Annotated in this window: 17 protein-coding genes and 3 pseudogenes; 13 read left to right on the forward strand and 7 right to left on the reverse strand. The window is 60.0% G+C overall.

Annotated features, from left to right (window positions below; genetic code table 11):
• Positions 1-201: 201 nt before the first annotated feature.
• Positions 202-1,053 (reverse strand): glycine betaine ABC transporter substrate-binding protein, encoded by an 852-nt coding sequence (locus M0746_RS17395; protein WP_208938193.1) that lies wholly within the window; start codon positions 1,051-1,053, stop codon positions 202-204.
• 297 nt (positions 1,054-1,350) lie between these two features.
• Between M0746_RS17395 and M0746_RS17400 the strand changes: the two genes are divergently transcribed.
• Positions 1,351-2,946, forward strand: coding sequence for a glycoside hydrolase family 17 protein (locus M0746_RS17400; protein ID WP_258450047.1), 1,596 nt, complete (start codon positions 1,351-1,353; stop codon positions 2,944-2,946).
• Positions 2,947-3,081: 135 nt separating this feature from the next.
• On the opposite strand, the gene M0746_RS17405 is transcribed toward M0746_RS17400, so the two are convergent.
• Complete coding sequence (locus M0746_RS17405) at positions 3,082-3,435, reverse strand: hypothetical protein (RefSeq protein ID WP_258450048.1); 354 nt, start codon at positions 3,433-3,435, stop codon at positions 3,082-3,084.
• 224 nt (positions 3,436-3,659) lie between these two features.
• On the opposite strand from M0746_RS17405, the gene M0746_RS17410 reads away from it, so the two are divergent.
• Both M0746_RS17410 and M0746_RS17415 read left to right on the forward strand, forming a co-directional pair.
• A complete protein-coding gene (locus M0746_RS17410; RefSeq protein WP_208938196.1) occupies positions 3,660-4,958 on the forward strand; it encodes a serine/threonine protein kinase in 1,299 nt (432 codons plus the stop codon).
• Complete coding sequence (locus tag M0746_RS17415; protein WP_206414944.1) at positions 4,951-5,739, forward strand: MlaA family lipoprotein; 789 nt, start codon at positions 4,951-4,953, stop codon at positions 5,737-5,739. The genes M0746_RS17410 and M0746_RS17415 overlap by 8 nt, the downstream gene beginning before the upstream one ends.
• A 127-nt stretch (positions 5,740-5,866) precedes the next feature.
• On the opposite strand, the gene M0746_RS17420 is transcribed toward M0746_RS17415, so the two are convergent.
• Positions 5,867-6,781: a DUF808 domain-containing protein gene (locus tag M0746_RS17420; protein WP_258450049.1), complete on the reverse strand. Its 915-nt coding sequence runs from the start codon at positions 6,779-6,781 to the stop codon at positions 5,867-5,869.
• Between the two features lie 135 nt (positions 6,782-6,916).
• On the opposite strand from M0746_RS17420, the gene M0746_RS17425 reads away from it, so the two are divergent.
• Positions 6,917-7,522, forward strand: coding sequence for a TetR/AcrR family transcriptional regulator (locus M0746_RS17425; RefSeq protein WP_258451500.1), 606 nt, complete (start codon positions 6,917-6,919; stop codon positions 7,520-7,522).
• Positions 7,523-7,619: 97 nt separating this feature from the next.
• Here the strand turns inward: M0746_RS17425 and M0746_RS17430 are convergent, their stop codons facing one another.
• Positions 7,620-8,078: an REP-associated tyrosine transposase gene (locus tag M0746_RS17430; protein WP_258450050.1), complete on the reverse strand. Its 459-nt coding sequence runs from the start codon at positions 8,076-8,078 to the stop codon at positions 7,620-7,622.
• Between the two features lie 213 nt (positions 8,079-8,291).
• Positions 8,292-8,732, reverse strand: a complete 441-nt coding sequence (locus tag M0746_RS17435; RefSeq protein ID WP_203421250.1) for a GlcG/HbpS family heme-binding protein — start codon at positions 8,730-8,732, stop codon at positions 8,292-8,294.
• A gap of 268 nt (positions 8,733-9,000) precedes the next feature.
• Here M0746_RS17435 and gcl point away from each other — a divergent pair, with 268 nt between their 5' ends.
• The 9 genes and pseudogenes from gcl to M0746_RS17480 all read left to right on the forward strand — a co-directional run bounded on the left by gcl (position 9,001) and on the right by M0746_RS17480 (position 20,274).
• The gene (gene gcl, locus M0746_RS17440; protein ID WP_042607573.1) at positions 9,001-10,776 is read left to right on the forward strand and encodes a glyoxylate carboligase; all 1,776 of its coding nucleotides are present in this window, start codon (positions 9,001-9,003) and stop codon (positions 10,774-10,776) included.
• 153 nt (positions 10,777-10,929) lie between these two features.
• A complete protein-coding gene (gene hyi, locus M0746_RS17445; protein ID WP_093103367.1) occupies positions 10,930-11,712 on the forward strand; it encodes a hydroxypyruvate isomerase in 783 nt (260 codons plus the stop codon).
• 162 nt (positions 11,713-11,874) lie between these two features.
• On the forward strand, positions 11,875-12,768 hold the full coding sequence (locus tag M0746_RS17450; RefSeq protein WP_064594449.1) for a 2-hydroxy-3-oxopropionate reductase: 894 nt from the start codon (positions 11,875-11,877) through the stop codon (positions 12,766-12,768).
• 154 nt (positions 12,769-12,922) lie between these two features.
• A complete protein-coding gene (locus M0746_RS17455) occupies positions 12,923-14,197 on the forward strand; it encodes a glycerate kinase type-2 family protein (protein ID WP_258450051.1) in 1,275 nt (424 codons plus the stop codon).
• Positions 14,194-15,609, forward strand: coding sequence for a pyruvate kinase (gene pyk / locus M0746_RS17460; RefSeq protein WP_258450052.1), 1,416 nt, complete (start codon positions 14,194-14,196; stop codon positions 15,607-15,609). The genes M0746_RS17455 and pyk overlap by 4 nt, the downstream gene beginning before the upstream one ends.
• Before the next feature lie 151 nt (positions 15,610-15,760).
• A complete protein-coding gene (locus tag M0746_RS17465) occupies positions 15,761-16,675 on the forward strand; it encodes an urea transporter (RefSeq protein ID WP_258450053.1) in 915 nt (304 codons plus the stop codon).
• A 21-nt stretch (positions 16,676-16,696) separates the two neighbouring features.
• A pseudogene (locus M0746_RS17470) lies at positions 16,697-17,520 on the forward strand (ion transporter).
• A gap of 105 nt (positions 17,521-17,625) precedes the next feature.
• A pseudogene (locus tag M0746_RS17475) lies at positions 17,626-18,625 on the forward strand (sulfate ABC transporter substrate-binding protein).
• Between the two features lie 452 nt (positions 18,626-19,077).
• Positions 19,078-20,274, forward strand: a complete 1,197-nt coding sequence (locus M0746_RS17480) for an MFS transporter (RefSeq protein WP_258450054.1) — start codon at positions 19,078-19,080, stop codon at positions 20,272-20,274.
• Positions 20,275-20,384: 110 nt separating this feature from the next.
• Here the strand turns inward: M0746_RS17480 and M0746_RS17485 are convergent, their stop codons facing one another.
• Both M0746_RS17485 and M0746_RS17490 read right to left on the reverse strand, forming a co-directional pair.
• Positions 20,385-20,789, reverse strand: a complete 405-nt coding sequence (locus tag M0746_RS17485) for a type II toxin-antitoxin system HicB family antitoxin (RefSeq protein WP_208938207.1) — start codon at positions 20,787-20,789, stop codon at positions 20,385-20,387.
• Positions 20,789-21,000, reverse strand: a pseudogene (locus M0746_RS17490) (type II toxin-antitoxin system HicA family toxin). Before M0746_RS17490 ends, M0746_RS17485 begins: the two are co-directional and overlap by 1 nt.
• Positions 21,001-21,123: the final 123 nt, after the last annotated feature.

The raw sequence follows: 21,123 nt of genomic DNA on the forward strand, positions 1-21,123 counted from the left end.
GCGGCTGCGAGAGAGGTTCCAGACGACCTTAGTAGTAGATGGCCATGACGTATTTGCCATTCTTTAGCACACACAAAAACCTGTGGGAGCTGGCTTGCCAGCGATGGCGTCGTTTCAGTCAACTGAATAGTCAACTGACAGACCGCTATCGCGGGCAAGCCCGCTCCCACAGGGTTTGCGATGATTCGAAGCTATTTGCGTTTATTTGGTCCAGTCGGCTACGCGATCCGGGTGTTTGGCCACCCACTCCTTGGCGGCTGCATCAGGCTTGGCACCATCCTGAATCGCCAGCATGACTTCGCCGATTTCGTCTTTCGACGCCCATTGGAAGTTCTTCAGGAACTTGGCCACTTCCGGTGCCTTGGCTTCAAGGCCTTTGCTACCGATGCTGTTGACGGTTTCAGCCTGGCCATACACGCCTTTCGGGTCGTCGAGGAAGCGCAGTTTCCACTTGGCGAACATCCAGTGCGGCACCCAACCGGTGACGGCGATGGACTCGTTTTTCTTCTCGGCGCGGGTCAGCTCGGCAATCATGCCGGCGCCGGAACTGGCCTTGAGGCTGTACTTGTCGAGACCGTAGTCCTTGATCGCCTGATCGGTCTTGAGCATCACGCCTGAACCGGCATCGATACCGACAATGCGGTTTTTGAAGGTGTCATCGGTTTTCAGGTCTTCGATCGATTTGGCTTTGACGTACTCAGGCACGATCAGGCCGATTTTTGCATCCTTGAAGTTCGGGCCGTAATCGACGACCTGATCCTTGTTCTTGGTCCAGTAATCGCCGTGGGTCACCGGCAGCCACGCCGAGAGCATGGCGTCGAGTTTGCCGGTCGCCACGCCCTGCCACATGATCCCGGTGGCAACGGCTTGCAGCTTCACGTCGTAACCGAGTTTCTGCTTGATCACTTCGGCCGCCACATGGGTGGTCGCGACGCTGTCGGACCAGCCGTCAACGTAACCGATGTTCAGGGTCTGTTTTTCAGCGTTGGCGAAACTGGAACTCATCGCAAGCGCCAGCACGGCACCTGCGCCTAAAAGTCGTCGCATCTTCATCGTTTACTTCCCCGAAATGCTGCGCCCGACGGATGCCGGGCATCGTCAACGTATTGTTATGGTGCACGGCGCCCCCATCACGCCGGACCTCACACACCGAACATCAGCCGATTTTTCAAAAAGGGTACTGATGGTTCGATCATCAACCTCAAGCGGCCCGCGACCTGCTCTGTCAGCGACCTCAAGGCAACGAGAAACGACATCAGAACGCCATTAATCGCGCCTTATTAATTGACGCCAGACAATCCGCCTGAACTTTGCATGTCGTCAGCATGCGGCTCACCAACCCCTCTATAAATGCAGGTAACATGCGTCGCTTTGCAGCCACTCGGCCTGACCATGACCGCGACGTCCCGTTTTCCTTTTCTGCCTTATCTGTTCGCCTGCCTGCTCGGCGTGTTTGCCCTCGGTGGCTTCTGGTTCGGGCTCGGCCAAGCGGTGATCCTGCCGGACGCGGCCACCCCGACGCACAAGCTGCAATGCGCCTCCTACACTCCATTCGATAAAGACCAGTCGCCCTTCGACGTGCCGTTCAAGTTGCGCCCGGAGCGCATGGACGCCGACCTCGCATTGCTCGCGACGCGTTTCGAGTGCATTCGGACCTATTCGATGACCGGCCTCGAAGCGTTGCCGGAGCTGGCGCGCAAGCACGGGTTGAAATTGATGATCGGCGCCTGGGTCAACAGCAATCCGGTCGACACTCAAAATGAAGTCGACCTGCTGATCAAATCGGCCAACGCCAACCCCGACGTGGTCACGGCCGTCATCGTCGGCAACGAGGCTTTGCTGCGCAAAGAAGTCACGGGCGCACAACTGGTCAGACTGATCAACAAGGTCAAAAGCCAGGTCAGGCAGCCGGTCACCTATGCCGATGTCTGGGAGTTCTGGCTCAAGCACCCGGAAGTCGCACCGGCAGTGGATTTCCTGACCATTCATTTATTGCCGTATTGGGAAGATGATCCGTCGAACATAGACGTTGCCCTGCAGCATGTCGCCGATGTGCGTCAGGTGTTCGGCAACAAGTTCGCGCCCAAGGACGTGATGATCGGCGAAACCGGCTGGCCGAGCGAAGGCCGCCAGCGCGAGACCGCCGTGCCGAGCCGGGTCAACGAAGCGAAATTCATTCGCGGGTTCGTGGCGATGGCCGAGGAGGAAGGCTGGCGTTACAACCTGATCGAAGCGTTTGATCAACCGTGGAAACGCGGGAGCGAAGGCGCCGTCGGCGGTTATTGGGGCTTGTTCGATGCCGATCGCCAGGACAAGGGCGTACTCGCCGGGCCGGTGAGCAATGTGCCGTACTGGAAGGAGTGGCTGGCGCTCGGTGGGGTGATTTTTATCGGCACGCTGATGCTTGGCGGTCGCGTTCGGACCACGCGTTCGGCGCTGCTGTTACCGTTGCTGGGCGCCCTCGCCGCTTGCTCGATCGGCGCCTGGGGCGATCTGGCGCGATTGACCACGCGGTTTGCCAGCGAGTGGCTGTGGGTCGGTTTGCTGACGCTGTTGAATTTGTTGGTGTTGGTGCACGCTGCGTTGACTTTGAGCGCGCGCGCCGGCTGGCGTGGGCGTGTTTTCGCCTGGTTTGAGCGGCGCGCCGGCTGGCTGGTGGCCGCGGCCGGTTTTGCTGCGGCGGTGATGATGCTGGAAATGGTCTTCGATCCGCGCTATCGCAGCTTTGCCAGCATGGCGTTCGTGCTGCCGGCGCTGGTTTATGTGTGCCGCCCGGTGAGCGTGCCGCGCAGGGAGATTGCTCTGCTGACCCTTATGATCGGTGCGGGGATTGCGCCGCAGCTGTATCAGGAAGGGTTGTTGAATCAGCTGGCGTGGGGCTGGGCGCTGGTAAGCATATTGATGGTGGCGGCGTTGTGGCGCTGCCTGCGGGTTCGCAAGGCCTGATTCCTGCACCTTCGAAACCGCCATCGCTGGCAAGCCAGCTCCCACAGGATTTCTGCTGTACACAAATGTTGTGTTGACATCAATCCCTGTGGGAGCGGGCTTGCCCGCGATAGCTGACTGTCAGGCGCTGCGGGACTAACGGACCAGGCGCAACCCGCCAATCACCACGGCAAACACCGCCAACGTGGTGTTGTACAACGCCAGCGCCGGCAAGCCGATCACCAGCGCCAGCACTGCCAGCCACCACCCTGCCCGTCCCGGCACAACGAAGCCGATCAGCGCCATACCGAGCGCCGCCCAGCCCAATACCTTGAAATGAATCATCAGCCCAAGGTTCGAACGCACCACGCATTCCCAACGACTGGCCTCGTCGACGCAAATGCCGACCCACTGGCCGTCTTCCATAAAGCCATAACGCGCGGCATAACTGGCCGCCAGCCACAACGGCAACAGTACGAGCAGCACAATCACGGGCAAGCGGCGGGACATGGAGCACTCCAATCTGTGGAAATCGGCGGCCAGCTTAATCTGCCGCTCTGCATACGCAAGCGCTAACAACACTTAACTGTTCATTCGGGCCGTGCAAAGTGTATCGTCCAGCTACTATTACTCCGAATTCCGCCTGTTTGGTGCCGCAGCATGGCACTTTGGCGCAAGCCCGGTGGTCATAGCCTGCGAACTTCATTCGGCACCTTCCTCTAAGGGATCTAGTCATGCTCCGTTCCTTGCGCTTCGCCGCGCTGTTCAGCGGCCTTATTTTGAGTGCGTCCGCACTGGCGGTGGATATCGACGCCGCCAGTTATGGCTACCCCCTGACCAATCCGTTCGAGGCGACCATCGCCACGACACCGCCGGATCTGCGCCCTGAACTGCCGCTCGATGACGACATCAACCAGTCCGATCGCAGCGTCACCCTGCGCCCGGAACGCGAGTTCATCCTGCCGGACAATTTCTGGGCAGTGAAAAAGCTCACTTATCGCATCGCCACGCAAGACAAGCCGGCACCGCTGATCTTCCTGATTGCCGGCACCGGTGCGCGGTATGACAGCACGCTCAACGAATACCTGAAAAAGCTCTATTACAAGGCTGGCTACCACGTTGTGCAGTTGTCGTCGCCGACCAGCTTCGACTTCATCAGCGCCGCTTCACGTTTCGCCACACCGGGCGTGACCAAGGAAGACGCCGAAGACATGTACCGGGTGATGCAGGCCGTGCGGGCGCAGAACCCGAAACTGCCGGTGACCGAGTACTACCTCACCGGTTACAGCCTCGGTGCCCTCGATGCCGCCTTCGTCGCGCACCTGGACGAAACGCGCCGCAGCTTCAACTTCAAGAAAGTGTTGCTGCTCAACCCGCCGGTGAACCTGTATACCTCGGTAACCAACCTCGACAAGCTGGTGCAGACCGAAGTCAAAGGCATCAACAGCAGCACCACCTTTTATGAACTGGTGCTGACCAAGCTGACCCGCTACTTCCAGCAGAAAGGCTACATCGACCTCAATGACGCACTGCTCTACGACTTCCAACAGTCCAAGCAGCACCTGACCAATGAGCAGATGGCGATGCTGATCGGCACGTCGTTCCGCTTCTCGGCGGCCGACATCGCCTTCACGTCAGACCTGATCAACCGTCGCGGCCTGATCACCCCGCCGAAATTCCCGATCACCGAAGGCACCAGCCTCACGCCGTTCCTCAAGCGTGCGCTGCAGTGCGATTTCGACTGCTACATCACCGAGCAGGTGATTCCGATGTGGCGCGCGCGCACCGACGGCGGCAGCCTGCTGCAACTGATCGATCAGGTCAGCCTGTACGCGCTGAAAGATTATCTGCAAGCCAGCCCGAAAATTGCCGTGATGCACAACGCCGACGACGTGATCCTCGGCCCCGGCGATCTTGGCTTCCTGCGCAAGACCTTCGGTGATCGCCTGACCGTTTACCCACTGGGCGGCCACTGCGGCAACCTTAACTACCGCGTCAACAGCGACGCCATGCTGGAGTTCTTCCGTGGCTAAATATCTCCTGCTGATTACAGCGCTCCTCTGTGCAGGCGTGGCCCAGGCCGACAACAGCAAAGCCAACGCGCCGGTGGTGGTCGACAGCGACGGTTTCAAGGAACCGCTGACCAAACTGAAATTCAACGCGGGCCTGGACCAGCGCGAATTCGAGCGCTCGACGCTCAACGCGCTGAACGTCTACGACCCGCTGGAGTCGTGGAACCGCCGGGTTTACCACTTCAACTACCGCTTCGACCAATGGGTGTTCCTGCCGGTAGTCGATGGCTACCGCTACATCACTCCAAGCTTCGTGCGCACCGGGGTGAGCAACTTCTTCAACAACCTCGGCGACGTGCCGAACCTGGTCAACAGCCTGTTGCAGTTCAAGGGCCAGCGCTCGATGGAAACCACCGCGCGGCTGCTGCTCAACACCACGATCGGCATCGCCGGTCTGTGGGACCCGGCCACCGCCATGGGCCTGCCGCGCCAGAGCGAAGACTTCGGTCAGACGCTGGGCTTCTACGGTGTACCGGGCGGTGCCTACTTCGTACTGCCGATCCTCGGCCCGTCGAACATCCGCGACACGGCGGGCCTTGCCGTGGACTACACCGCTGAATCGGCGATCAACTTCCTCAACGTCTCGGAAGTCAGTTCCAACCACCCGGAAGTCTGGGCTTTGCGCGCGGTCGACAAGCGCTATCAGACCAGCTTCCGCTACGGCCAGATGAACTCGCCGTTCGAGTACGAGAAGGTGCGTTACGTGTATACCGAGGCGCGCAAGTTGCAGGTTGCCGAGTAAAAAGGCTGTCACAAAACATTGTGGGAGCGAGCCTGCTCGCGAAGGCGGCGTATCAGTCGACGTAGATATTGACTGGACTACCGCATTCGCGAGCAGGCTCGCTCCCACATTTGTTATGTGTTGCTGATCAGTTTTTCAGAGCTTTCCAGAGCTTGCCAAAGACGGAAACCACCGCCAGCACCACCGCACCGGCGATGATCCCCGCGACACCATTAAGCAACATCGGCACCGCAAACCCGGCGCTGCCTGCCGCCGCGCCAACGCCTTCAATCCAGTGATGCAGCACCGGCACGCCGTGGGTGAGGATGCCGCCGCCGACCAGGAACATCGCCGCCGTACCGACCACCGACAGGGTTTTCATCATGTACGGTGCCGCGCTCAGAATGCCGCTGCCGACTGTCTTCGCGAACTGCCCAGGCTTCCGGGTCAGCCACAAACCGAGATCGTCGAGCTTGACGATGCCTGCCACAAAACCGTAAACGCCAACCGTCATGACGATGGCGATACCAGACATCACGATCACTTGCTGCGTCAACGAAGCATCAGCCACGGTGCCCAAGGTGATCGCAATGATTTCTGCCGACAGGATGAAGTCAGTGCGAATCGCACCTTTGATCTTGTCCTTTTCAAAAGCCACCAGATCGGTCGCCGGATCGGCGACGGCCTCAGTCAGCTGCGCGTGCCCTGCTTCGTCTTCAGCATCGCTGTGCAGAAACTTGTGCGCGAGCTTTTCAAAGCCCTCGAAGCACAGGTACGCACCGCCGACCATCAACAGCGGCGTGACCAGCCACGGCACGAACGCACTGATCGCCAGCGCCGACGGCACCAGAATCAGTTTGTTGACGAACGAGCCCTTGGCCACCGCCCAGACCACGGGAATTTCCCGCTCGGCGCGCACGCCCGAAACCTGCTGGGCATTGAGCGCCAGATCATCGCCGAGCACTCCGGCGGTCTTCTTGGCGGCCATTTTGCTCATCAACGCCACGTCGTCCAGAACGGTAGCAATATCGTCGATCAGCACCAGCAAACTGCTTCCTGCCATGAATCCTGTTTCCTTCTGTGTATGAATGTTGCGAAGCATAACGCGACCGCAGGCCGCGTGTTGCATTGTTGAGCGCCGCGCGAGGCCGGTGCTACCATGCGCCACCGCCAGAACAGGCAAGGAACCACCGGGTTTATGAGCACAATCCGCGAGCGCAACAAAGAACTGATCCTGCGTGCCGCCAGCGAGGAGTTTGCCGACAAGGGCTTCGCGGCGACCAAAACCAGCGACATCGCCGCCAAGGCGGGATTGCCCAAGCCCAACGTCTACTACTATTTCAAATCCAAGGAAAACCTCTACCGCGAGGTACTGGAAAGCATTATCGAGCCTATTCTGCAGGCCTCGACGCCGTTCAACCCGGACGGCGTGCCGAGCGAAGTGCTCAGCGGCTACATCCGCTCGAAGATCCGCATCTCCCGCGACCTGCCCTTCGCCTCCAAGGTGTTCGCCAGCGAAATCATGCACGGCGCCCCACACCTGAACGCCGACCTGGTCGAACAACTGAACGCCCAGGCCAAGCACAACATAGCCTGTATCCAGACCTGGATCGACCGCGGCCAGATCGCCCCGATCGACCCCAACCACCTGATGTTCAGCATCTGGGCCGCGACCCAGACGTATGCCGACTTCGACTGGCAGATTTCAGCGGTAACCGGCAAGGACAAGCTGGATGAAGCGGATTATGAAGCGGCCGCGCAGACGATTATCCGGTTGGTGTTGAAGGGGTGTGAGCTGGACTGAAACACCGTAGCGACGCTATCGCGTGCAGGCCCACTCCTACATTTGGAATGCGTACCCCTGTAGGAGTGAGCCTGCTCGCGATCCAGACGACTCGGTCTCAACTCAAACCCAGATCGCACAGCGGATAGTCACCAAGCTTTTCCACCAGCCCGGCCCGCAATGGGTTGGCTACTACATACCGCGCCACCTTCACCAGATCCTCCTCCCGCCGCAACGCACGATCATGAAAACCTCGCTGCCAGAGGACACTGTTATCTCCGGTAGCCTGTCTGACTGATCTGGTACTCATCGATTTGGTTTTCTGCATGAGCTCACTCAATGAGCCTCGCCGTAATTCAATGAGCCAATGGAAATGATCAGGCATGACGACCCAAGCCAGCGAATTCACAAGCCCGGAATCCTGGGCATTTTGGAATTGATCAGCGACCAGCTTTCCCAAGGCAAAATCCCCGAAAACCGGCCTTCGTTGATGGGTGTTACTGGTCAGCAGATAGATTCGGCTAACTTCGGCATATCGCCCGACTCGCAGTTTATGTGCAGCAGGTAGATCTGGCATTCCTTTGCCTCCCCCATGATTGATTCGTAGAAGGCTAGTACGGGGTATGCGAATGGATCAGACAGACTGTTGGCAGGATGTGTCTGGGCGAAAGCTATCGCGAGCAGGCTCACTCCTACAGGGGGATTGTGGTGTTCAGACAATTTGTGTCCGACGCGAATCCAATGTAGGAGTGAGCCTGCTCGCGATGGCGATAGCTCAATCAACGCCAATTCAGGAAACCACCCCCCCATCCGCCCTCAAATCCAGCGCCTCCACCGCCTTGATCGCCACCTGCTCATCCACATCCGACAAATCCCCACTGATCCCGATCGCCCCCAGCACCACCCCCGCCTGATCGCGAATCAACACCCCGCCCGGTGCCGGGACGACGCTGCCCTGGCCCATGCTGTTGAGTGCAGCAATGAAGGCCGGGCGTTGTTGCGCGTCCTGGGCGAGCAGACGCGAGCCTTTGCCCAGGGCAATCGCGCCCCAGGCTTTGCCAATGGCGATGTTGGGGCGCAGCAGGCTGGCGCCGTCTTCGCGTTGCAGGGCGATCAGGTGGCCGCCGGTATCGAGTACCGCGATGGTCAACGGTGCGGCGTTGATGCCGCGCCCGGCGTTGATGGCTTCGCTGACCAGGTTGACTGCGACTTTCAAGGTTAAAGCGCTCATGGTGCCGTCCTCATTTTGTTATAGGGAAAGTCGTGGGGCTGCGCGTTTCTGCCGCAGTCCGATCCCACAAATAGAACACAATGAGCTATTTTTTTGTATACAATAATTCTCGAAAAGCGCCACATGCGACGAAAAGCCACACTCATACGGGCTTCCGAAGAATGAAACAGGCGCTTGAGAAAATGGATTGACCTGCGCCGTCCGCCGTGAATACACTCTGCGCAAAGCCACTTGTATACAATTACAAAACGTAAAGAGGCACAAAACCATGAGCAAAATGAGAGCAATCGAAGCCGCCGTTCTGGTGATGCGCCGTGAAGGGGTTGATACCGCTTTTGGCATCCCGGGCGCAGCGATCAACCCGCTGTACTCCGCCTTGCAGAAGGTCGGTGGCATCGATCACGTCCTTGCTCGCCACGTTGAAGGCGCCTCGCACATGGCCGAGGGCTACACCCGCACCAAGGCCGGCAACATCGGCGTGTGCATCGGTACATCCGGCCCGGCCGGTACCGACATGGTCACCGGGCTCTACAGCGCCTCGGCTGACTCGATTCCAATCCTCTGCATTACCGGCCAGGCACCCCGCGCCCGTATGCACAAGGAAGACTTCCAGGCCGTCGATATCACCAGCATCGTCAAGCCAGTGACCAAGTGGGCGACCACCGTTCTGGAACCGGGCCAGGTGCCTTACGCGTTCCAGAAAGCTTTCTATGAAATGCGCTCCGGCCGCCCGGGCCCGGTGCTGATCGACCTGCCGTTCGACGTGCAGATGGCCGAAATCGAATTCGACATCGACGCTTATCAGCCACTGCCATTGGCCAAACCGACCGCCACCCGCGTGCAGGTCGAGAAGGCGCTGGCTTTGCTGGATCAGGCCGAGCGTCCATTGCTGGTGGCCGGTGGCGGCATCATCAACGCCGACGCCAGCGATCTGCTGGTGGAGTTCGCCGAGCTGACCGGCATCCCGGTCATCCCGACTTTGATGGGCTGGGGCACGATCCCGGACGATCACCCGCTGATGGTCGGCATGGTCGGTCTGCAGACTTCGCACCGCTACGGCAACGCGACCATGCTCAAATCCGACGTGGTGCTGGGTATCGGTAACCGTTGGGCCAACCGTCACACCGGTTCGGTCGACGTCTACACCGAAGGTCGCAAGTTCATTCACGTCGACATCGAAGGCACGCAGATCGGCCGTGTGTTCACGCCGGATCTGGGCATCGTTTCCGACGCCGCCGCTGCGCTGACCGTGTTCATCGAAGTGGCTCGTGAATGGCAAGCCGCTGGCAAGCTGAAGAACCGCAGCGCCTGGCTGCAGGATTGCCAGCAGCGCAAGGCCAGCCTGCATCGCAAGACCCACTTCGACAACGTGCCGGTCAAGCCGCAGCGCGTTTACGAAGAAATGAACCAGGTGTTCGGCAAGGACACCTGCTACGTCAGCACCATTGGTCTGTCGCAGATTGCCGGCGCGCAGTTCCTGCACGTCTACAAACCGCGTCACTGGATTAACTGTGGTCAGGCCGGTCCGTTGGGCTGGACCATTCCGGCGGCGCTGGGCGTGGTCAAGGCCGATCCGAACCGCAAAGTCGTAGCCCTGTCGGGGGACTATGATTTCCAGTTCATGATCGAAGAACTGGCGGTCGGCGCTCAGTTCAAACTGCCGTACATCCACGTTGTGGTGAACAACTCGTACCTGGGCCTGATCCGTCAGGCGCAGCGCGGATTCGAAATGGACTACTGCGTGCAGCTGTCCTTCGATAACCTCAACGCGCCGGAACTCAACGGTTACGGCGTTGACCACATCGCAGTCGCCGAAGGCCTCGGCTGCAAAGCACTGCGGGTATTCGAACCATCGGAAATCGCCCCGGCCCTGCGCAAGGCCGAACAGATGATCGAAGAGTTCAAGGTGCCGGTGATCGTCGAGATCATTCTGGAGCGTGTGACCAACATCTCCATGGGTACCGAGATCAACGCGGTCAACGAGTTTGAAGACCTGGCACTGGTCGGCAACGACGCGCCGACGGCGATTTCGTTGCTTGACTGACTGCTGACTGCTGATCGTTCCCACGTCGAGGCGTCGAACCGTCTGCGTGGGAACGCAGCCCGGGACGCTCTGCGTCCCAAAGCGGACGCAGAGCGTCCATTGAGGCATTCCCACGCAGAGCGTGGGAACGAGAATCTAGAACGGGAGACCACCATGCCGCGTTTCGCAGCCAACCTGTCCATGCTGTTCACCGAACAGGATTTCCTTGCCCGTTTCGACGCCGCCGCCAAGGCCGGTTTCAGTGGCGTGGAATACCTGTTCCCGTACGACTTCAGCTCGGCTGAAATCAAGGCAAAACTAGACGCCAACGGTCTGACCCAAGTGCTGTTCAACCTGCCGGCCGGTGACTGGGCCAAGGGTGAGCGCGGGATTGCCTGCCTGCCGGATCGGGTCGAAGAGTTCCGCGCCGGGGTCGATCTGGCGATTGCCTACGCGCAAGTGCTGGGCAACACCCAGATCAACTGCCTGGCCGGTATTCGTCCGCAGGGCGTCGACGATGCCACCGTGGAAAAGACTTTCGTCGCCAACCTCAAATACGCCGCCGACAAGCTGCAAGCGGTGGGCATCAAACTGGTGATGGAAGCGATCAACACCCGCGACATCCCGGGTTTCTACCTGAACAACACCGCGCAGGCCCTGTCGATTCGCGAGCAGGTCGGCAGCGCCAATCTGTTCCTGCAGTACGACATTTATCACATGCAAATCATGGAAGGTGATCTGGCCCGCACCCTGCAATCGCATCTGGGCGAGATCAACCATGTGCAGCTCGCGGACAACCCCGGGCGCAACGAACCGGGCACTGGCGAGATCAACTACCGCTTCCTGTTCGAACACCTTGATCGCATCGGTTATCAGGGTTGGGTGGGTTGCGAGTACAAGCCGCTGACCACCACCGAGGCTGGCCTGGGCTGGCTGAAAACCCACAACGCAATCTAAGAAACACTGCAAATCCCTGTGGGAGCGAGCCTGCTCGCGAATGCGGTGGGTCAGTCAACACGGATATTGAATGTTCTACCGAATTCGCGAGCAGGCTCGCTCCCACATTAAAAACAGCTCCCTTTTTGCTTGAAGCAGCAATAAAAACAAGAGGAATTTCTCATGGCTAAAATCGGATTCATCGGCACCGGCATCATGGGCCACCCAATGGCGGCGAACCTGCAGAAAGCCGGTCACAGCCTGTTCCTGTCGGCGCACCACGACGCCGCGCCGGCCGACCTCGTTGCCGCGGGCGCCGTCGCGCTGGCCAATCCACGCGAAGTGGCGCAGGAAGCTGAATTCATCATCGTCATGGTCCCGGACACCCCGCAGGTCGATGATGTGCTGTTCCGCGCCGACGGCGTCGCTGCCGGCATCGGCAAAGGCAAAGTCGTCATCGACATGAGCTCGATTTCGCCGACTGCCACCAAAGCCTTCGCAGCCAAGATCAACGAGAAAGGCGCGCAATACCTTGACGCGCCAGTGTCCGGCGGTGAAGTCGGCGCCAAAGCCGCGACCCTGAGCATCATGGTCGGTGGCGACGCCGATGCCTTCGAACGCGCGCTGCCGCTGTTCCAGGCCATGGGCAAGAACATCACCCTGGTCGGCGGCAATGGCGACGGTCAGACCGCCAAGGTTGCCAACCAGATCATCGTTGCGCTGAACATTCAGGCCGTCGCTGAAGCGCTGCTGTTCGCCTCGAAAAACGGCGCCGATCCAGCCAAGGTGCGTGAAGCGCTGATGGGCGGTTTCGCCTCCTCGAAGATCCTTGAAGTGCACGGCGAGCGCATGATCAAAGGCACCTTTGACCCGGGCTTCCGCATCAGCCTGCACCAGAAGGACCTGAACCTGGCCCTGCAAGGCGCCAAAGAGCTGAACATCAACCTGCCGAACACCGCCAACGCCCAGCAGGTGTTCAGCACCTGCGCGGCCATCGGTGGCAGCAACTGGGACCACTCGGCGCTGATCAAGGGCCTGGAACACATGGCCAATTTCTCGATTCGCGACAAAAAATAAGCCCTGCACAAAACCCTGTGGGAGCGAGCCTGCTCGCGAAAGCGGTCTCACATTCAACATCCATGTTGGCTGACACACCGCCTTCGCGAGCAGGCTCGCTCCCACAAGGGATCTTAGTTGTCCTTTCGAATAACAAGAATTCCGGGAGCCCGCCATGTCGGTCGATCCGCAACAACTGCTGCGCGAGCTGTTTGCCACAGCCATCGACGCGGCCCATCCGAACCAGGTTCTCGAAGCCCATTTGCCTGCCGACCGCAGTGGTCGGGTGATCGTCATCGGTGCCGGTAAAGCCGCTGCGGCGATGGCGCAAGTGGTCGAGCGCTGCTGGCAGGGAGAAGTGTCCGGCCTGGTGGTGACCCGCTACGGTCACGGCGCTCCGTGCGAGAAAATCGAAGTGGTCGAAGCCGCGCATCCGGTGCCGGACGCGGCCGGTCTGGCCGTGGCCAAACGCGTGCTGGAAATGGTCAGCAACCTGACCGAAGACGACCGCGTGATCTTCCTGCTCTCCGGTGGCGGCTCTGCCCTGCTGGCGTTGCCGGCCGAAGGCATCACCCTCGCCGACAAACAGTCGATCAACAAAGCCTTGCTCAAATCCGGCGCGACCATCGGTGAGATGAACTGCGTGCGCAAGCACCTCTCGGCGATCAAGGGCGGCCGTCTCGGCAAAGCCTGCTGGCCGGCCACGGTTTACACCTACGCGATTTCCGATGTACCCGGCGACCTCGCCACGGTCATCGCCTCCGGCCCGACCGTGGCCGACCCGAGCACCAGCGCCGAAGCCCTGGCGATCATCAAACGCTACGGCATCGACATTCCGGCCTCGGTGCGCAACTGGCTGCAAAGCCCGGAATCGGAAACCGTCAAACCCGGCGACCCAAGTCTGGCGCGCAGCCATTTCCAGTTGATCGCCCGTCCGCAGCAATCGCTGGATGCCGCCGCAGTGAAATGCCGTCAGGCCGGTTTCAGCACACTGATTCTGGGTGATCTGGAAGGCGAATCCCGCGAAGTGGCGAAGGTCCACGCCGGTATCGCCCGGCAGATCATCAATCACGGCCAGCCACTGGCGGCGCCGTGCGTGATTCTCTCCGGCGGCGAAACCACTGTGACCGTGCGCGGCAATGGCCGCGGCGGGCGCAACGCCGAATTCCTCTTGAGCCTCACCGACAACCTCAAGGGCCAGCCCGGCGTTTACGCGCTGGCCGGTGACACCGACGGCATCGACGGCTCGGAAGACAACGCCGGCGCGATCATGACCCCGAGCAGCTACGCCCGCGCCGCGGCCCTGGGCTTAAGCGCCAGCGACGAGCTGGATAACAACAACGGTTACGGCTATTTCCAGGCGCTCGACGCGTTGATCGTCACCGAGCCGACCCGCACCAACGTCAACGACTTCCGCGCCATCCTGATCCTTGAGAACTGCAAACCATGACGCCTGATAAAAAGGTCAAAATCCTCGCCACCCTCGGGCCTGCGGTGGATGGCATCGACGATATCCGTGAACTGGTCGAGGCCGGGGTGAATATCTTCCGGTTGAATTTCAGCCACGGCGATCACGCCGACCATGCCAAGCGCTACCAGTGGATCCGCGAAGTCGAGCGCCAGCTCAATTACCCGCTGGGCATCCTGATGGACCTGCAGGGGCCGAAACTGCGGGTCGGCAAGTTCGCCGACAGCAAGGTGCAGCTGCATCGCGGTCAGGCGTTCCGCCTCGATCTGGATGCGACACCGGGCGACGAACGTCGGGTGAATCTGCCGCACCCGGAAATCATCGCTGCGCTGGAAGCCGGCATGGATTTGCTGCTCGACGACGGCAAGCTGCGTCTGCGCGTGGTCACCAAGTACGCCGATGCGATCGACACGACGGTTCTCAACGGCGGCGAACTGTCCGACCGTAAAGGCGTTAACGTGCCGCAAGCGGTGCTCGACCTCAGCCCGCTGACCGCCAAGGATCGTCGCGACCTGAGCTTCGGTCTGGAGCTGGGCGTGGACTGGGTTGCGTTGTCGTTCGTGCAACGTCCGCAAGACATCGTCGAGGCCCGCGCACTGATCGGCGACAAGGCCTTTCTGATGGCGAAAATCGAGAAGCCGTCGGCGGTTGAGCAACTGCGTGAAATCGCTGCGCTGAGTGACGCGATCATGGTCGCGCGCGGTGACCTTGGCGTGGAAGTGCCGGCCGAGAGCGTGCCGCAGATTCAGAAAAACATCATCACCACCTGCCGCGAACTCGGCAAACCGGTGGTGGTGGCCACGCAAATGCTCGAATCGATGCGCTTCTCTCCGGCGCCGACCCGTGCCGAAGTCACCGACGTTGCCAACGCCGTGGCCGAAGGCGCCGATGCGGTGATGCTGTCGGCGGAAACCGCGTCCGGCGAATATCCGCTGGAAGCGGTGCAGATGATGAGCAAGATCATTCGCCAGGTGGAGAACGGCCCGGATTACCAGACCCAGCTCGACGTCAGCCGGCCAAAAGCCGAGGCGACGGTGTCCGACGCGATCAGTTGCGCGATCCGCCGGATCAGCAACGTGCTGCCGGTGGCGGTGCTGGTCAACTACAGCGAATCGGGCGCTTCGACGCTGCGCGCATCGCGGGAACGGCCGAAAGCGCCGATCCTCAACCTGACGCCGAACCTGCAGACGGCCCGGCGTTTGAGCGTGGCGTGGGGTATTCATTCGGTGGTCAACGATCGCCTGCGCCAGGTCGACGAAGTCTGCTCGACCGCGCTGGAAATCGCCCAGGCACAAGGCATGGCCGAGCGTGGCGACACCCTGCTGATTACTGCCGGCGTGCCGTTTGGCCAGCCGGGGTCGACCAATTCGCTGCGTATCGAGACGTTGATTTAGCCCCCCACCATGATCGTTCCCACGCTCCGCGTGGGAATGCAGCCCGGCACGCTCCGCGTCCCGAGAGCAGACGCAGAGCGTCCATTGAGGCATTCCCACGCAGAGCGTGGGAACGATCAGTAACCCGGTTTACCTGACTTTCAGAACTGCCATGCCTGCCAATCACTTCAACACCCACTGCCCCGACTGGGCCGAGGCTTTGCTCAACGGTTTCAGTCAGATTTTTCTTCAGCGCCATCCGCTGTGCGGCCTGCTGTGTTTGTTGGCGATCCTGCTGACAGCGCCGGTGCTGTTTGCCGGAGCGTTGCTCGGTGGCGTCGCCGGTTTGCTCACCGCGCAGCGGCGCAATTACGCCAAGGCCGATCGCCAGGCCGGCTTGTTCAGCTACAACGGCGTGTTGCTCGGTTTGCTGCTGAGCCTGTATTTCCCTTGGTCGCCACTGTTACCGCCGCTGATTCTTGCCGCCGGCGGCCTCAGCGCGATGCTCACCCAGCAATGGCTCAAACGCATCTACCGCAGCCGCGCGATACCGGCGTATACCTCGCCGTTCGTGGCCTTGAGTTGGCTGTTGCTGCTGTTCGCCGAGCCGTCCGCGCCCAGCGCCTCTATCGATTTGCATACGGTGAATGTGCTGGCCGCAGAATTGAGAGGATTCGGCCAGGTCATGTTTCTTGATCATCCATTGGCCGGTGCCCTGATCGCCTGCGGTTTGCTGATCGCCGATCGCCGTGCGTTCTGCTGGGCGCTGCTCGCGTCGGCGCTCGGCCTCGCTTCCAGTCTGCTGCAACATGAACCCGCCACCGCGCTGCTGGGCCTGGGCAGTTACAACGCGGTGCTCGCCGCCCTCGCCTTCTCTGCCCAACGCCAACATCCGTGGCTGCCGCTGCTCGGCATCGTCCTGGCGCTGTTGGTGACGCCGCTGTTTGCCGCCGTCGGCCTTGCGACCTTGACCGCGCCATTCATCCTCGCCGGCTGGCTGATCCACGCCGGCATGCAGATGTTTGGCAAAGCGGCGTTTGCGCATGAGCCTTGCGCTCATCGGGAGAATCAACCTAGGCTGCGCTGATCTTCGATTCAGGCGTTATCCATGGACAGCAGCAACAATTGGCGCGAACGGCTTTACGTGATGATTTTCCAGAGCGACACCCCGGCCGGGCGTCGCTTCGACGGCATCCTGCTGTTGATCATCCTCGCCAGTCTGGTGATCGTGATGCTCGACAGCATCGACAGCGTTCACCGTAATTACGCGGACCTGTTGGCCTACATCGAGTGGGGCTTCACGGCGATCTTTCTCGGCGAATACATCCTGCGTCTGTACTGTTCGCCGAAACCGCTGCGCTATGCCTTCAGCTTTTACGGCCTGGTGGACCTGCTGGCGATCGTGCCGGGGATTCTCGCGCTGTATTACAGCGATGCGCAGTATCTGCTGATCATCCGCATCATTCGAATGCTGCGGATTTTCCGCGTGCTCAAACTCAGCCCGTACCTCAAGCAAGCCAACTATTTAATGTCGGCGCTGCGCGGCAGCAAACAGAAAATCGTCGTGTTTCTGGTCAGCGTCTGCACCTTGGTCACGGTGTTCGGCACGCTGATGTACGTGATCGAAGGCCCGGAACACGGTTTTACCAGCATCCCCAAAGGCATCTATTGGGCGATCGTCACGCTGACCACCGTCGGCTTCGGCGATATCGTGCCGAAGACGCCGCTGGGCCAGGTGATTTCCTCCCTGGTGATGATCACCGGTTATTCAATCATCGCCGTGCCCACCGGGATTTTTACGGCTGAACTGGCCAACGCCATGCGCGGCGAACAGCTGCAACATGACTGCCCGATTTGCAAAAAAGCAGTCATGAACAGACCGCCGCTTTTTGCTCGCGATGTGGCAGTGCGCTGTTCAAGAAAATGGAATAAGCACAGAGCTTTTTTAATCTTTAAGCGACTATCACACGCCCGTTATAGTCGCTGGCAAATCGCCTCACCTTTGACTCAACACCCCCACAGAACAAGGAATGCGCAGTGAAAAAACTCTTTGGCGCCTCACTTCTCGCCGCCGGCCTCGCCTTGGCCAACATCGCTCAGGCAGCGCCGACGCTGCTTAACGTTTCCTACGACGTGATGCGCGATTTCTACAAGGACTACAACGCTGCGTTCCAGAAACACTGGCAGGCCGAGCACAACGAGAACATCACCGTGCAGATGTCTTTCGGTGGCTCGAGCAAGCAGGCGCGTTCGGTGATCGACGGTCTGCCGGCGGATGTCATCACCATGAACATGGCGACCGACATCAACGCCCTCGCTGACAACGGCAAACTGGTGCCGGAGAACTGGGTTACACGTCTGCCGAACAACAGCGCGCCGTTCACTTCGGCCACGGTGTTCATCGTCCGCAAGGGCAATCCGAAAGCCCTGAAAGACTGGCCGGACCTGCTCAAGGACGGCGTGCAGGTGATCGTGCCGAACCCGAAAACCTCGGGCAACGGCCGCTACACCTACCTGTCGGCCTGGGGCTATGTGCTGAAGAACGGCGGTGACGAAAACAAGGCCAAGGACTTCGTCGGCAAACTGTTCAAACAAGCCCCGGTGCTTGATACCGGTGGCCGCGCCGCGACCACCACGTTCATGACCAACCAGATCGGCGACGTGCTGGTGACCTTCGAAAACGAGGCGGAAATGATCGCCCGTGAATTTGGTCGTGATCAATTTGAAGTGGTCTACCGCGAGCGTGTCCGCCGAAGCCGAGCCGCCGGTATCGGTGGTCGATAAAGTCGTCGACAAGAAAGGGTCGCGCGCGGCGGCTGATGAATATCTGAAATACCTGTGGTCGCCGCAGGGTCAGGAGATTGCAGCGGCCAACTATCTGCGCCCACGTGATCCGGCGGTGCTGGCGAAGTACACCGATCGTTTCCCGAAAGTGGATTTCCTTTCGGTGGAGAAGACGTTTGGTGACTGGCGCACGGTGCAGAAGACGCACTTCAATGATGGTGGGGTGTTTGATCAGATTTACACGGGCCAATAAGGCTTGATCTGAAAACCAAGAGGCGACCCACTGAGGTCGCCTTTTTGTTGAGCCCGGCTACCCTCACCCCAGCCCTCCCGAAACGTCGGACCGCCCAGAGGGAGAAGGGGCCGACCGAGGTGTCTTGCGTCAGACATCGACCTGAACGACCGAGTCGATTACGGAATGGAGCCATTTTTTGATTCGAACCAGTTCCGGATTCACCGAAGCACGTTCAGGTCGGCGAATCTCCCAGGTATCCCCCAATCAGCCCCCTCTCCCTCCGGGAGAGGGCTAGGTGAGGGGCTTTTGGGCGAGAACAGTAATCTCATGACCACCTCCGCGCGACTATCGGTGATCAACCGATCAGTCATTACACAACGTAATAAGAGTTATCATCCGAAACTGTCTTCTGCCAACCCGCGTTGTCCTTTAGCCTTCACCGCTTTCCTGTGCCCGACCCGAGTATTCCTATGCCCACGACTCACGCAATGACCCGAGGCATGGTGCTGCTGTTCGCCTTCTGCTGCGGCGCCATCGTTGCCAACATCTATTACGCACAACCGATCATCGGCCTGATCGCGCCGGACATCGGCCTGTCCGACACCCTGGCCAGTTTCATCGTCTCGTTGACGCAGATCGGTTATGCACTGGGCCTGTTCTTCCTGGTACCGCTGGCCGATCTGCTGGAAAACCGCCGGTTGATGATCATCACCACCCTCGTGGCAATCGCCAGCCTGCTGGCGGCGGCGTTTACCGATCAGCCGAATGTGTTTTTGCTGATTTCGCTGCTGGTGGGGTTCAGCTCGGTGTCGGTGCAAGTCCTGATTCCGCTGGCCGCGCATCTGGCGCCGGAAGAATCCCGAGGCCGTGTGGTCGGCGGGATCATGGGCGGTTTGTTGCTGGGTATTTTGTTGGCCCGACCGGTGTCGAGCGTGGTTGCCGACCATCTCGGCTGGCGCGCGATGTTCATGATCGCCGCCGGGTTGATGGCCGCGATCAGCGTGGTGCTGGCGTTGACCGTGCCCAAGCGTCAACCGGATCACAGCGCCACCTACGGGCAACTGATCGGCTCGCTGTGGACGTTACTGCGTCAGCAACCGGTGCTGCGGCAGCGTGCGTTTTATCAGGGTTGCATGTTCGCCACGTTCAGCCTGTTCTGGACCGCCGTACCGCTGGAGTTGGCACGCAATCACGGCCTGTCGCAAAGCGAAATCGCGATTTTCGCCCTGGTCGGCGCCATCGGTGCCATCGCCGCGCCGATCAGCGGACGCCTCGCCGACGCCGGCCACACCCGCATCGCATCGTTGCTGGCCATGCTCTTTGCCAGCCTGAGCTTCCTGCCCGCCTTCATCCACCCGGCCTACAGCGTCATCGGCCTGGCGGTCACCGGCGTAGTGCTGGACTTCTGCGTGCAGATGAACATGGTCCTCGGCCAGCGCGCAGTGTATTCGCTGGACGCGAAAAGCCGTGGCCGTTTGAACGCGCTGTACATGACCAGCATCTTCATCGGCGGCGCGTTCGGCTCGTCGGTGGCCAGCGCGGTGTATGAGCATGGCGGCTGGTTGTGGATCGTGATTGTCGGCAGCGTGTTTCCACTGTTGGCGTTGTTGCGCTTCTTGAGCGCATCGCAAAACGCTTCGCTGACGCAACGAAAAATCGCTTCCTGAGGTGATTCAGTAGGAGCGAGCCTGCTCGCGAAGGCGTCAGTTCAGACAAGATTTGCGCTGACTGACACAGCGCTTTCGCGAGCAGGCGCGCTCCCACAATTGGCCGAGCCTTAGTATCGAACCAGTTTCTCCATCGCCGCATCCGCCAGAAACGAGGAGCGGCTTTTGACGTTGTGTTCACGCACATAGCGGTCAATGCGCTGTATCACATACCCGGGCAGCGTGACGTTGACCTTCTCGGTCTTGCCCAGGTACGGCGAGATATCCAGCTCCAGCATGCCCCAGCCCATCTCGGCAAAATCCGCATTGCTGCGATGAGCCGACGCCGACGTCGGCAGCGGAATCGGCTCTCCTGCCGCGGCAATTTCCTGCAGCATGATGTGGGCAACTTCAACGGCAGCGTTGTAGGCATCCTCGAACGTGTCCCCCGCCGTCACGGCACCCGGGATATCGGGGATCTGAATACCGATGGCAGTATTTTCATCACCCCACTCAATGCAGATTGGATATTGCATTACGGATCTCCTTCATAACGGGCTGGCGGGTTGTACAACCCGGCACGCCGCCTGAGCTCTTGACCGTCCCCAATGGCAAATCCTTTTTCGGATGGGGGACGGGAATTGTGTTCGGGTTGTAACGGTGCTTGAAAATGTGATGACTGCCAGTCACCCGATCCAGCGTCCAGCCTGCCTCTTCAAGCTCCTTGATCAATAACCTGCTCTGCACCCGGCGCCTCCTTGCCTCGGCCCTTAAAAAGTAACCCTAGAGTTATCTTTACTCAAGCACAGGATGGCGTGGAGTGACGGTTGGTTGTTTTGCGAGATGTTCCTGACAACTATTTCGTTTATT

It is taken from the genome of Pseudomonas sp. S11P7 (assembly GCF_023195435.1).
GTDB lineage: Bacteria > Pseudomonadota > Gammaproteobacteria > Pseudomonadales > Pseudomonadaceae > Aquipseudomonas > Aquipseudomonas fluorescens_G.

Excerpts from the sequence above, each read along its gene's own strand:
- M0746_RS17395 (WP_208938193.1), bottom strand. The coding sequence starts at position 1,053 with ATGAAGATGCGACGACTTTTAGGCGCAGGTGCCGTGCTGGCGCTTGCG.
- M0746_RS17400 (WP_258450047.1), top strand. The coding sequence starts at position 1,351 with ATGCAGGTAACATGCGTCGCTTTGCAGCCACTCGGCCTGACCATGACC.
- M0746_RS17405 (WP_258450048.1), bottom strand. The coding sequence starts at position 3,435 with ATGTCCCGCCGCTTGCCCGTGATTGTGCTGCTCGTACTGTTGCCGTTG.
- M0746_RS17410 (WP_208938196.1), top strand. The coding sequence starts at position 3,660 with ATGCTCCGTTCCTTGCGCTTCGCCGCGCTGTTCAGCGGCCTTATTTTG.
- M0746_RS17420 (WP_258450049.1), bottom strand. The coding sequence starts at position 6,781 with ATGGCAGGAAGCAGTTTGCTGGTGCTGATCGACGATATTGCTACCGTT.
- M0746_RS17425 (WP_258451500.1), top strand. The coding sequence starts at position 6,917 with ATGAGCACAATCCGCGAGCGCAACAAAGAACTGATCCTGCGTGCCGCC.
- M0746_RS17430 (WP_258450050.1), bottom strand. The coding sequence starts at position 8,078 with ATGCCAGATCTACCTGCTGCACATAAACTGCGAGTCGGGCGATATGCC.
- M0746_RS17435 (WP_203421250.1), bottom strand. The coding sequence starts at position 8,732 with ATGAGCGCTTTAACCTTGAAAGTCGCAGTCAACCTGGTCAGCGAAGCC.
- gcl (WP_042607573.1), top strand. The coding sequence starts at position 9,001 with ATGAGCAAAATGAGAGCAATCGAAGCCGCCGTTCTGGTGATGCGCCGT.
- hyi (WP_093103367.1), top strand. The coding sequence starts at position 10,930 with ATGCCGCGTTTCGCAGCCAACCTGTCCATGCTGTTCACCGAACAGGAT.
- M0746_RS17450 (WP_064594449.1), top strand. The coding sequence starts at position 11,875 with ATGGCTAAAATCGGATTCATCGGCACCGGCATCATGGGCCACCCAATG.
- M0746_RS17455 (WP_258450051.1), top strand. The coding sequence starts at position 12,923 with ATGTCGGTCGATCCGCAACAACTGCTGCGCGAGCTGTTTGCCACAGCC.
- pyk (WP_258450052.1), top strand. The coding sequence starts at position 14,194 with ATGACGCCTGATAAAAAGGTCAAAATCCTCGCCACCCTCGGGCCTGCG.
- M0746_RS17465 (WP_258450053.1), top strand. The coding sequence starts at position 15,761 with ATGCCTGCCAATCACTTCAACACCCACTGCCCCGACTGGGCCGAGGCT.
- M0746_RS17480 (WP_258450054.1), top strand. The coding sequence starts at position 19,078 with ATGCCCACGACTCACGCAATGACCCGAGGCATGGTGCTGCTGTTCGCC.
- M0746_RS17485 (WP_208938207.1), bottom strand. The coding sequence starts at position 20,789 with ATGCAATATCCAATCTGCATTGAGTGGGGTGATGAAAATACTGCCATC.